General features: G+C 69.7%; 8 protein-coding genes. 5 read left to right on the top strand and 3 right to left on the bottom strand.

From position 1 onward, the window contains the following. Positions 1-11: 11 nt before the first annotated feature. Positions 12-914: a helix-turn-helix domain-containing protein gene (locus AMYAL_RS0141125; protein ID WP_020637148.1), complete on the bottom strand. Its 903-nt coding sequence runs from the start codon at positions 912-914 to the stop codon at positions 12-14. An 87-nt stretch (positions 915-1,001) separates the two neighbouring features. On the opposite strand from AMYAL_RS0141125, the gene AMYAL_RS0141120 reads away from it, so the two are divergent. Genes AMYAL_RS0141120 through AMYAL_RS0141110 form a run of 3 tightly spaced genes read left to right on the top strand, consistent with a single transcriptional unit; the run spans position 1,002 to position 4,121 of the window. Beyond that, a complete protein-coding gene (locus tag AMYAL_RS0141120) occupies positions 1,002-2,171 on the top strand; it encodes a hypothetical protein (protein WP_026467867.1) in 1,170 nt (389 codons plus the stop codon). Further along, positions 2,168-2,950, top strand: a complete 783-nt coding sequence (locus tag AMYAL_RS0141115) for an SDR family oxidoreductase (RefSeq protein ID WP_020637146.1) — start codon at positions 2,168-2,170, stop codon at positions 2,948-2,950. Before AMYAL_RS0141120 ends, AMYAL_RS0141115 begins: the two co-directional genes overlap by 4 nt. 10 nt (positions 2,951-2,960) lie before the next feature. After that, on the top strand, positions 2,961-4,121 hold the full coding sequence (locus AMYAL_RS0141110; protein ID WP_020637145.1) for a sulfotransferase family protein: 1,161 nt from the start codon (positions 2,961-2,963) through the stop codon (positions 4,119-4,121). A gap of 587 nt (positions 4,122-4,708) precedes the next feature. On the opposite strand, the gene AMYAL_RS0141105 is transcribed toward AMYAL_RS0141110, so the two are convergent. Next, a complete protein-coding gene (locus tag AMYAL_RS0141105; protein WP_020637144.1) occupies positions 4,709-6,394 on the bottom strand; it encodes a GGDEF domain-containing protein in 1,686 nt (561 codons plus the stop codon). Positions 6,395-6,465: 71 nt separating this feature from the next. Then, positions 6,466-7,593 (bottom strand): lycopene cyclase family protein, encoded by a 1,128-nt coding sequence (locus tag AMYAL_RS0141100; RefSeq protein ID WP_020637143.1) that lies wholly within the window; start codon positions 7,591-7,593, stop codon positions 6,466-6,468. Positions 7,594-7,636: 43 nt separating this feature from the next. On the opposite strand from AMYAL_RS0141100, the gene AMYAL_RS0141095 reads away from it, so the two are divergent. Then, complete coding sequence (locus tag AMYAL_RS0141095; RefSeq protein WP_020637142.1) at positions 7,637-9,199, top strand: deoxyguanosinetriphosphate triphosphohydrolase family protein; 1,563 nt, start codon at positions 7,637-7,639, stop codon at positions 9,197-9,199. Between the two features lie 237 nt (positions 9,200-9,436). After that, the gene (locus AMYAL_RS0141090) at positions 9,437-12,316 is read left to right on the top strand and encodes a S8 family serine peptidase (RefSeq protein ID WP_026467866.1); all 2,880 of its coding nucleotides are present in this window, start codon (positions 9,437-9,439) and stop codon (positions 12,314-12,316) included. Positions 12,317-12,404: the final 88 nt, after the last annotated feature.

The following is a 12,404-nucleotide window of genomic DNA, read 5'->3' as shown; positions in this document are numbered from 1 at the left end:
CCTTGAGGGACTCAGAGTCCCTCAAGGAGTCCTTCACGGACATCGGGGCGGCGGCCGCCGGACTCGGCGGTGACGGCATCGGCGGTGGCGACCAGCGCCGCACCCCGCCGCGCGATTTCGGCGCCGGTGATCGGCTCGCCGACCGACAGCGTGAGCACCAGTTCCTGCCTCCCCGAAGCGTCGAACGTCGGCGCGGCGAGCAGGCTCACCGCGTGTTTGTGGCGTGGCTCCAGATCGGCACCGAGATAGACGCGCTCGCCGAGGCTCGAGACGAGTTCCCCGACCAGTCCTCGCACTTCCGGCGGCAGGTCCTCCGCGCCGACTCCGGCCATCAGGGCGTACAGCCGCCGCCCGGCGGAGGTCAGGCTCTCGACCAGGTAACCGTGCTCTCTGCATTCGGCGACGACGCGGCGCAGGTGCGTTTCGTCCAGGCGCACCGGCACCGCCGGGGGTTTGGCAAGCCACGCGTCGAACGCCGCGTCGGAATCCCACAGCACGTACATCAGCCCGACCGGCGGCGCGAACGGGTAGGTCTCGCCGAGTTTGACCCGGCCGGGCCCCGCGCTCTGCAGCATCAGGATCCGGTCGCCGACGACGGCCGACGCCGTGCACGTGGCGCCGTATCGGCTGCTCAGGTCCTCCAGATGCCGTCGTGCGACCTCGCTCGCGCCGAATCCCTCGCCCGCGACGCGGCCCGCGGCGACCATCGACGGCCCGAGCCGATAGGTGACTGGACTCGGGTCCCGGACCAGGTAGCCGCCCGCGGCCAGTTCGGTCACGATGCCGAGGCAGGTCGGTTTGGCCAGGTCCAGCTCGCGGGCGAGTTCGGAGAGCCCGAAGCGGCGGCCAGGGTGCGCGGCGAAGAAATCGAGCAGCCGTACGACTCGCTCGGTGGGCGGGGAGCGCCGAGTCATTGACCCATCCTTAGAACGCGTTCTAGTCTGATGTCGCGAAGAACGTACCAAGTCGGTACGTATTTGTACCAGAATGAGGAGTCGCCGGTGCTCACTCAACCGTTCGCGGACGCGATCATCGAAGCCGAGAAGGTCATCGCGGAGGCGCCCCACATCCGGACCGAACAGGATCTGGTCGAGGGGTACGACTACCTCGCCGGCAGCATCCGCGCGTCCCTGCAGATGGCGTGGGCCTACGAACGGGACTATCCGTTCTTCACCCAGTCCACCGGGCCGTACACGAAGATGGGCCTGGACAACCCGGACACGCTGTACTTCAACGCGAACATCCGCGAGGACCGCGAGTACGTCGTCACCGGGACGCGGGGGAGCACGGCCGACGTCAGTTTCCAGGTCCTCAACGGCGACTACTCACCCGTCGAGGTGCCGGACAGCCTCGCCGCCTTCGACGACCGCGAGATCGAGATCGCCGGGGACGGCACGTTCGAACTCCGCTTCGGACCGGCCAAACCGGACCCCGGCCCCAATTACTTCGTCCTCGGCCCTGGTTCGTCGATGCTCGTCGTACGCGAGGTCTACAGCGACTGGGCCACCGAACGCCGCGGCACGATCCAGATCCAGTGCGCCGACACCGCGGGCGGCGCACCCGCGCCGCTCACCCGCGACGGCCTGGCCAAACGCTACGGCGTCTCCGGCAAGATCCTGCTGAGCAGGCTGCGCACCTTCCTCGCCTTCCCGAAGTGGTTCTACCTGAACCTGCCGGTGAACACGATGACCGAACCGCGCCCGACACCGGGCGGCCTGACCACGCAGTACTCGTCTGCCGGGCATTACGAACTCGGCGACGAGGAGGTCATGATCGTCACGGTTCCCCGCTCGGACGCGCCCTATCAGGGGATCCAGCTCGGCAGCGTCTGGTACCTCTCGCTCGACTACATCAACCACCAGACGAGCCTCACCGCCGACCAGGCGCGGGTCGACCCGGACGGCAAGATCCGGTTCGTGCTCAGCGAACGCGACCCCGGTCTGGCCAATTGGCTCGAACGCACCGGGCACGACCGCGGCTACGTCCAGATCCGCTGGCAGCGGCTCTCCCGCGCGCTGGACGTCGCCGACGGTCCCGAGGTCGAGGTGGTGAAGTTCGGCGAACTCGCCGACAGGCTGCCCTTCCACGACGAGGCCCGCGTGACCCCGCAGGAGTGGGCGGCCCGGATCGCGGCCCGCCAGGAGGCTGTCGCGGGGAGGATGCTGGGATGACGGATCTGTTGCGGGACAAGGTGGTCGTGGTCTCCGGGGTCGGACCGGGACTCGGCCGGTCCCTCGCCGTGCGGTCCGCGGCGGCTGGTGCCGACGTCGTCCTCGCCGCGCGTACCGAATCCCGGCTCGCCGAGGTCGCCAAGGAGGTCGACGCGCTCGGCCGCCGCGCGGTCACCGTGCCCACCGACATCACCGAAGACGCTTCGGCCGCGAACCTCGCCGAAGCCGCGCTGAAGGCGTTCGGCCGGGTGGACGCCTTGGTGAACAACGCTTTCGCCATCCCGCCGATCATGGACCTCGCCGACGTCGACCTCGCCGACGTGCGGGCGGGCTTCGAGACCAACGTGCTCGCCGCGCTCCGGCTCACGCGGCTGTTCACCCCTTCGCTCGAAGAGAGCGGCGGTTCGGTGGTGATGATCAATTCGGCCGTGCTCCGGCATTCCCGGCGCACGTTCGGCGCGTACAAGATGGCGAAGGCGAGCCTGCTCGCGCTCGCCCAGAGCCTCGCCTCGGAACTCGGGCCGCGCGGGATCCGGGTCAATTCCGTGGCACCCGGCTACATCTGGGCGGATTCGCTGAAATGGTATTTCGCCTATCTGGCCAAGGAACGCGGTGTACCCCCGGAGCAGGTGTACGCCGAGACGGCGGAGAAGATCGACCTGCGCCGTCTTCCCGAACCGGACGAGATCGCCGACACCGTGGTGTTCCTGGCCTCGTCGCTCGCCCGGTGCGTCACCGGCCAGTGCCTCGACGTCAACGCCGGCGAATACCACCACTGAAGGGGAGAACATGCTGCCAGGGCGGGAAAACGTCGGCACCGTGGAGGATCTGCACGCGTCGGCGGCGAAACTCACCGGGCTGGACGACTTCGGTGGCGAAGACCACCTCGAAGGCCTGCGGGTCCTGCTGGATTCGTATGCCGGCGAGGCGGGCTTGACGCCCTACGGCAACAAGATCCATCGCGCGTTCCTGCGCGGCGCTCTCGTGGCGAGGTCGCTGAGCGAGGCGTCCTGGAAGCAGAACCCGGAGTACGCCGACGTTCCCGTCGAGCGGCCCGTCTTCGTCACCGGGCTGCCGCGCACCGGGACCACGGCGCTGCACCGGCTGCTCACCGAGGATCCGGCGCACCAGGGGCTGGAGGTCTGGCTGACCGAGGTGCCGCAACCGCGGCCGCCGCGCGAGACCTGGGCGGAAAACCCGGTCTTCCAAGGGATCCAGGCGGGCTACGAGAAGCATCATGTCGAACATCCCGAGTTCATGGGGCTGCACCACATGTCCGCGGGCCAGGTCGAGGAATGCTGGCAGCTCCTGCGGCAGTCCCTGAAATCGGTGTCCTACGAATGCCTCGCGCACGTGCCGTCGTACTCGCGATGGCTGGACGGGCAGGGCTGGACCGACGCCTATCGCAGGCACCGGCGGAACCTGCAGCTCATCGGCCTCCCCGACGCCGGGCGGCGGTGGGTGCTCAAGAACCCCAGCCATATCTTCGCGCTCGACGCCTTGCTGGAGGTGTACCCGGACGCGCTGATCGTCCAGACCCACCGCGCGCCCAGCACGATCATCGCGTCGGTGTGCAGTCTGAACGAACAGGCTTCGGAGGGCTGGTCCGACGTCTTCCGCGGTGACACGCTCGGCCGCGATCAGCTGGATCTGTGGGCACGCGGCGCGGAAAGGTCTTTGGAGGCGAGGAAACGGCACGATCCGGCGCAGTTCTGCGATGTCCGGTACGAGGATTTCGTCGCCGATCCGATCGGCACGGTCGAGGGTGTCTATCGGCATTTCGGGCTGCCGCTGAGCGGCGAAGCCCGCGACGCGATGACCGTCGTGCACGCCGAAAGCCGTTCCGGGGAAAGGAAACCTGTGCACCGGTACGACCTCGCGGACTTCGGGCTCACCGCCGGTGAGGTCGACGAACGCTTCTCCGCCTACCGCGCTGCCCACTCCCTCTGAACCCCCGCAACAGGAGTCGTGAGTGGTAAAGACGGTTATTGAGGGGAAAGGTGAAAGAGCAGTCACGGGCGGTGCCGCGTGAACGCCCCCTTCGCGTCACCCCCCCCGCACCGTGCTTCAGGATGTCCCAAAGGGGGCCTTCAGGACGGTGAACGTCCCACAGGGGGCCTTCAAGACATGACGTCGAGTCACCCGATCCCCGGTCGCCCCGAATGTGGCATCGGGGACACTCAACGTCCCCGATGCCACATTCGACGTACACCCCAACGACACGACACGTTTGCCTTTCCCCTCAATAGAACCGTCCTTACCGCTTACGACCACCCCGACCCAATGCGGTCTGAGGGGAGCTACGGGAGCTGATGTTGTGAAAGCCACTTTCGCAACGCTGAAGGTTGTGAAAGTGGCTTTCACAACGCTGTCCGGCGAGGCCACGCGCCCGGCGGGCGGCCTTTCTGCCCAAGAGAACCCACTTGCCACTCACGACCACGCTGTCCGGCACAAAGCTGACATCGAGCCCGCGGGAAATGTCCCTTGTGGACACGTGGGTCTTGCTTCACCGTGCCAGCACCACGAAACGCGAGGGGTCAGAAGCCGGCGGCCGCGCGTTGGGCGGGCAAGCCTCGCGTCGTGATGCCGCGCAGCACCTCGACCCGCTCCGACCCCGGCCGCCCGAGCACCCAGCTCGATCCGGGAACCTCCTTGGCGCGCTTCTTCAACGGCGCCAAGAGCCGGGAAGCGTCCTTGTAGGACCGGATCGCGCCGTTCCCGCACACCAGCGTCGCCAGGGAAACCGTCACCGGCAGACCGTCGGCCGACCACGGCGTGTCCAGCAGCGCGGCGGCGACCGTGCCGATCTCGTCGACGTCGCAGGCGATCAGGAAATCGTCCCCGCCGACATGACTGACCCGCATCCGGCGCAGCCGGGCCTCCAGATCGGTGAGCGTCCGGCCGAGGGTGCGGATCAGGTCGTCGCCCGCGGCGAACCCGGCGGTGTCGTTGACCGTCTTGAACGAGTCGACGTCCAGCCAGGCCGCGACAAACGGCTCCCGCGCGTTGATCCGGCGGTCGACGTCCCTGGCGACGGCGTCGCTGCCGGGCAGGCGGGTCAGCGGGCTCAGCGAGACGGCTTCCTCCACCTTCGCCTCCGCGACCCCGCGGACGACCTCGTTCACCAGCACCACGCCGACGCACCGGCCGCGGTCGTCGACCACCACGACGTCGTCGCCGGTCCGGCTCCAGTCCGCGTCGGTGACCAGTTCGAGGAATTCGAGCGCGCTCGCGTCGGCGTGGATCGTGTGCGGCCGGTCGGCGAGCCGCGACGCGGGCCGTTTGGCGTGCAGGGCGTGGCCGTACAGCCCGGTGACCGCGACCAGGAACCGCGTCCGGTCGATCGACCACTGCGGACGGTGCCGGTCGTCGATGCCGACGATCCCGCTCGGCCCGTCGGAGGCGGCGAGCACCTCGCGCACGTCGTCGCAGGTCGCGCTTTCGGGCAGCGTGGTCGCGGGCCGCAGGAAGTCCCCGACGCGGCGGGCACGGGCGGTGCCCGCGACGAACGGGCCGGGCGCGTCGGGCGCGGGCAGCGGCGCGTGGTCGCCGTCCGGCGGGGCGAGCAGGTTGCCCTGCGCGATCCGCACCCCGAGCCTCCTCGCGGACTCCAACTGCTCGGTCGTTTCGAGCCCGGTCGCGACCAGCCGGTTGTCGGTCCGCGACGCGAAGTGCAGCACCGCCTCGACCACCGCGACGGCCGCCGGGTCGTGCGGCAGGCCGCGCAGCACGGTGCGGTCCAGTTTCACCAGGTCGATCGGCGCGGAGGCGAGCAGCGTGAGCGGCAGGTCACCGCGGCCGAGGCCGTCGAGCGCGAGCCGGAACCCGAGGTCGGTGAGCCGTCGCATGCCGGTGAGCAGCAGGTCGGCGGGGATCTGCGTGAACGGCGGCCCGATCTCCAGCACGACGTCCCTGGTCCGGCGGCCGGTCAGGCCGAGCGCCTCGGTCAGCGGCTCGAACCGGGCCGGTGGTGCCGCCAGCGTCCGCGCGGACAGGTTCAGGTGCAGCGGGAGGGCCGCCTGCGCCTCATTCTGCTGCCGCACCGCTTCGGCGGCCAGGCCGATGTCGACCTCGGTCAGCTTTCCGCCGCGCCGGGCGTCGGCGAGGAGTTCGTGGGCGGTGCCGCGGCCTGGCCGTGCCAGGGCTTCGAACGCGACGACGCCACCGGTGTGCAGGCTGTACAACGGCTGATAAGCGAAGCGGACCGCGATCTGCAACGTCACAAGCGCATATTCGTCGGTGACGGCGCGAAACAAAACACGTGTCGACTGATGTTCACCGGGCAGGCACCTGGTTACCTAGAACGGCGTAACGCATGCCACCCGATCAGGTGTTTTCTCACCTGCCATGGCGCCATCCGGAAAAGCGCGGACATCGCTTCGGCGGTACCCGGAACATCTTCGCGACCGGAGGTGAAAGCGCGCTGGAAGCCGGTGGGCAAGGTGAAGAACAGATCGAAGAACACCGGGAGGAGTCCGGGCGGCATCCCGCACAGCGCCCGCAGCCCGTGCCGCCGCAACCCGTGCACGGTCCGGGCCGAGGACGGCCACAGCGCCCGGTGAGCCGCCGCCGCGGTCGCGCCGGGCCCGCGATCCCAGGACCGGGCGACGGCGTCGGCGACGGGGTCCGCGAGCCGCACCGACGTCGCGACGCTGTACCCGGTCGCCGGATGCACCAGACCGGCGGCGGCCCCGAACGGCACCGTCCGGCCGCGCCGGGGCGCCGGCACGTCGAGCACGATCCGCACGCGTTCCTCACGTCCTCGCGACGTCAGACCGGCGGCCTTCAGCCGGGCGCGCAGCCGCGCCGCCAGGAGCTCCAGCGGCAGGCCGGGCTTGCGGGCCAGCGAAGTCTCCTCGACCAGGACGGTGCCGTCGCCGAGCGGCAGCACGTACAGGAAGCCTTGATCGCTGTCGCGCCAGTCCATGAACACGGCGGTGTCCGGGCCGTCCACCAGCCGTAGCGCGTCTTCGGCGGGGAGGACGGCACCGAAGGCCGTCTGTTCGTACCGGTTTCCCCGCGGCCGGGCACCGGAGGCGTCGAAGTACAGGCCCGCCGCGAGGACCCGGCCGTCCTCGAGCCGCACCGACGAGCCCCGCCTGCCGTGGTCCACGCCGGACACCGTCCCGGCGACGACGTCGTAACCGCCGTCCAGCCACGCGCGCAGGCCGCCGTTGTCCACCACGAGGTACTGCCGATCGAGCACGTGGGACGCGGTTCCGAACGCGACCGTCGTCGACGGCGCGCAGGCGATGGCGCTCCCCGGCAGCAACGGCAGCTCGTCGGCCCACAGCCCGTAGGTCGCCCGCCAGCGCCTGCCCGGCGCCGGGTCGATCAGGACCGTCTCCAGGCCGCGCCGGGCGCAGGCACGTGCGAGCGCGCGCCCGGCCGGGCCACCGCCCGCGATCACCACGTCCGCCACCTGGGCAGTGTCTCAAAGGGTCCCGACGGATACGGTGTGACGCATGGAACAGACGGATCCAAGGGCGTGGCGGCGCGATCCGGAGAGCGAGAGTGCCGGGTTCACCGACCTCGCCACGAGCCCGTTCCGGATCGACCGGGACCGGATCGCCGCATCACCGTTCTTCGCCCGGCTGGGCGGGGTGACCCAGGTGGTCAGCGCCGGCGGTTCCGGGCTGCTGCACAACCGGCTCACCCACAGCCTCAAGGTCGCGCAGGTCGCGCGCGCCATCGCCGAACGGATCAACTCGACCAGCGATTCCGCCGAACTCGCCGCGAAACTGGGCGGCTGCGACCCGGACGTCGCCGAAGCGGCCTCGCTCGCGCACGACCTCGGGCATCCGCCGTTCGGGCACCTGGGGGAGCAGACCCTCGACCGGATCGCCCGCCACCGGTTCGGCCTCGCCGACGGATTCGAGGGCAACGCGCAGTCGTTCCGGATCATCACCACCACCGACGTGCGCGGGCCGTCCGCTTCCGGGCTCGATCTCACCACCGCGGTGCGCGCCGCGGTGCTGAAATACCCGTGGGCGCGCCTGCACGTTCCCGATCCGCATCCGACGTCGATGGACGTCCAGCCGCGCGGCGCGGCCGAACCGGCCGACGCCCCCGGCACCGGCGCGAGCAAGTTCTCCGCCTACAGCACCGAACTCGACGACTTCGCCCAGGCGCGGGCGCCGTTCGCCGGCCGGATCGAATCGTGGCAGCAGACCGTCGAAGCGTCCGTGATGGACACCGCCGACGACATCGCCTACGCCATTCACGATCTCCAGGATTTCCACCGGATCGGTGTCCTGCAGCACGCGCCGGTCGCCGCCGAGTTCACCGGCTGGGTCGAGGGCGCGGTGGAACTGGCCGGGCTGGACGACGCGACCTTGACCGCCGAACGGCGGCTGCCGGGCCGTTCGCTGGAACGGTTGCGCCGCCGGATGCACGCCAAGGACGGCTGGATAGTCGACGACGACGCCTTCACCAGCGCCGTCGCCCGTGTCCGCGCCGAACTCGTCGACGGCTTGCTCGCCACCGGGTTCGACGGTTCGATCGAGGCCGAACAGGCGACCGCCGCCTTCTCCGCGAAGTGGACGGCGCGGCTCGTCGACGGCGTGCAGATGGTGCCGTCGCCGTCGACCCGGACAGGGCATCTCACGCTGCGGCCCGCGCAGTGGCACGAGGTACAGGTGCTGAAGTTCGTGCACCGGCGGTTCGTGCTGCTGCGCCCGGAACTGGCGCTGCACCAACGAGGGCAGGCGAGCCTGGTGACCACGCTGGTTGACGCGCTCGACGCGTGGCTGCTCGACCGAGACGAGTTCTACCGGCTCCCGCGGCGGTTGCACGATCTGGTGGAACTCGCGCAGGCGGAATTCACCGGACTCGCGCGGACGTCGCCGGAACTGCTCGTCGGGGCGACCGGTGAACCGGTCACCGGTGCCGACGCCGTGCGCGGCCTGGCGCGAGGGCGGGCGGTGGTCGACTTCGTGGCGTCGCTGACGGACAAGCAGGCGGTGACCCTTTTGGACGGCCTGTCCGGCCGTGCCTCACAGCCCTGGTCGGACTCGTTCGTCCTATGAGGCCGGTCGGTCATCACATCGTGACCATACGATTACGCTGAACAGCCTACGGCGTGCGGCCGAAAACGGAAAATCCCCATCCGATGTCACTCGAACGGCGCCTCCCGCCGATGCACGCCCGGTACTTAGCTTGATCCAGCCGGTGATCGCCGGTATTGGTCAGCGTGAGTCGGGGCACGCGCCTAGGAATCGGAGGCGCACGTGCGTCCAACCCGTTCTAGCAAAAGAAGAAGATCGATCCTGACCGCGGGCACCGCGGCGCTCGTCACGGCGCTCGGCCTGGTCAGCCCGCCCGTCATGGCCGCGGAAACCGGCCAGTCCCCGGACGCGTTCTCGGAGAACACCGTCCGGCAGATCGAGGCCCTGCAGTCGATCAAGAAGAGTCAGAGCGCGACTGAGTCCAAAGTGGACGGCGGGCTGCTCGTCGAGCAGAAGTTACGCTCACAACGCATGTCGGCCTCCGCGGTTCCGGCACTGGGGTCTGGGGCGAAGGTCTCCGCGGCCGGCACCGTACTCGTGGACATCCGCGGCCAGGTTTCGGAAGCACTCCTGAACGGTCTGCGTGAATCCGGTGCCGGGATTCGCGCGGTCTCCGAACATTACGGCAGCGTCCGCGCCGAAGTGCCGCTGGACGCGGTCCCGGTGATCGCCGGACGCGAAGACGTCAAGAGGGTCGAGACCGCCAATGAGGCGTACACCGCCCGCCAGCTCGCCGAGCCCGCTTCGGCCGATCAGGCCAAGCCGGAAAGCAAGGAAGAAAAAGCCGTCCGGATCGCGGACGAGCTGAAGAAGGCCCTCGAGGCCAAGGACCAGGTCGGCGTCGCCAGCGGGCCGATCGCCAGCGAAGGCGACCGCGCGCACAACGCCGACACCGCGCGCCAGCAATTCGGTGTCACCGGTGTGGGCACGAAGATCTGCGCGCTGTCCGACGGCGTCGACTCGCTCGCGACCTCGCAGGCGCGCGGCGAACTCCCGGCGAGCGTCGACGTGCTCACCGCTCAGCAGGGGTCCGGCGACGAGGGCACCGCGATGCTCGAGATCATCCACGATCTCGCGCCGAACGCGGCGCTCGGCTTCGCCACCGCGTTCAACTCCGACGCCAGCTTCGCCGACAACATCCGCAAGCTGCGCTTCGAAGCGCACTGCGACATCATCGTCGACGACGTCCTGTACTTCAAGGAATCGCCTTTCCAGGACTGGATCATCGCCCAGGCCGTGAACGACGTGACCGCCAACGGCGCGCTGTACTTCTCCTCGGCCGGTAACGAGGGCAACGTCGCCGACGGCACCTCGGGCCACTGGGAAGGCGACTTCGTCGACTCCGGCAAGGGCGTCGGCAAGTACGCGGGCACCGCGCACAACTTCGCGGGAGCCGCGGGCAACCAGATCTTCGAGCCGATTTCGAACGCCTCCGGGGCCGTGCCGGTCACGTTGTTCTGGTCGGACCCGCTGGGCCGCTCGAACAACGACTACGACCTGTACCTGCTGAACGCGGCGGGCAACGTCGTCGCCTTCAGCCAGGAGGTCCAGACCGGGACCCAGGACCCTTACGAGCGGGTGAACACCACGGGCGCCGCCGGGCTGCGGCTGGCTATCGTCAAGTTCTCCGGTGAGGGCCGTTACCTGTCGCTGTCCGCGCTGCGCGGCCGCTTCACCGACTCGGCGGACGGCCTCAAGGCCTACACCAAACCCGGCGTGACCGTGGGCCACTCGGCCGCGCGGGACGCGTTCAGCGTCGCGGCGGCCCCGGCGGCCAAGGCGTTCCCGCGGGCCCTCGAACCGAACGACCCGGCCAACCCCGCCGGCCCGTTCCCCGCTGCCTTCGGCACGGCCACGAAGGTCGAACGGTTCACTTCGGACGGTCCGCGGCGCGTTTTCTACCAGGCCAACGGCACCCCGATCACCCCCGGCAACGTGTCCGGGACCGGTGGTGAGGTGCGGGCCAAGCCGGACATCACCGCGGCCGACGGCGTCTCCACCAGCGTCACCGGCTTCACCACGTTCTACGGCACGTCGGCCGCCGCGCCGCACGCCGCCGCGATCGCGGGCCTGGTGCTCTCGGGCAATCCGGGGCTGCCCCCGGCCGAGATGCGCGCGGCGCTGATCAACACCGCCGTCGACATCCTGACCCCCGGCCGCGACAACTCCAGCGGAGCGGGCGTCATCCTCGCCGACAAGGTGCTCGCCTACACCGGTGCCAGCCCGCAGCCGCTCGCGACCGCGGGCCAGCCGACGGTCGTCCCGGCCGACGGCGGTTCCGTGCTCGACCCCGGCGACATCGTCAAGGTGACCCTGCCGGTGACCAACCGCGGCGACGGCACCGCGTTCTCGACCAGCGTCGTGCTCTCCAGCCCGACCCCCGGTGTCACGGTGGCGCCGCGGTCGAAGTCGTACGGCGCGATCAGCCCCGGCCAGACCGGCGTGAACGACTTCACCGTCACCGTTCCCGTCACCCAGGAACCCGGTGTCCCGGTGGTGCTGAACGCCAAGGTGACCTTCGCGGGTTCGTTCTCGCCGACCACGTCGACGTTCTCGTTGCCGGTGGGCACGCCGTCGCAGGTGACGCAGAACTTCGCCTACGCCGGCGCCGCGGTGGCGATCCCGGACAGTGACCCGACCGGTGTGACCGTGCCGATCACGGTGAGCGGTGTCGGGCGCGCGTCGAAGCTGACGTTCTCGGTCGACGGGACCACGTGCGACACCGACCAGAACTCGACGACGGTGGGCATCAACCACTCGTACGTCGCCGACCTGGTCGGCACGCTGACCTCGCCGTCGGGTGCCAAGGCGAACGTGTTCCAGCGCAACGGCGGCGCGGGCAACAACCTGTGCCAGGTCGTCTTCGCCGACAACGCGGCCACCGCGTTCAGTTCGGTGACCGCGTCGAACGCCCCGTTCACCGGTACCTACCGGCCGGTGCAGCCGATCGGCGGCCTGGCCGCCGGTGCGCCTGCCGACGGTGTCTGGAAGTTCAGCGTGGTGGACGCCGCCGGTGGCGACACCGGGTCGGTCCGGGCGATCTCCTTGCACATCAACGGTTTCGTTCAGCCCGGAGCGGCTGAGCGGCCCGCGAGTGTCGGGAAGTCGGTCGGCACGGGTCCGGTGAAGCCGGTCTAGCCCTTTCGTGATGTCTGTGAAGGCCTCCTTGAGGGACTCAGAGTCCCTCAAGGAGGCCTTCACGGACTTGCGAACCTGACGGGCCACG

Origin of the sequence: Amycolatopsis alba DSM 44262, assembly GCF_000384215.1 — a bacterium.
In the GTDB taxonomy this organism is placed as follows: domain Bacteria; phylum Actinomycetota; class Actinomycetes; order Mycobacteriales; family Pseudonocardiaceae; genus Amycolatopsis; species Amycolatopsis alba.
This window is presented reverse-complemented; position numbering and strand designations above follow the sequence as displayed.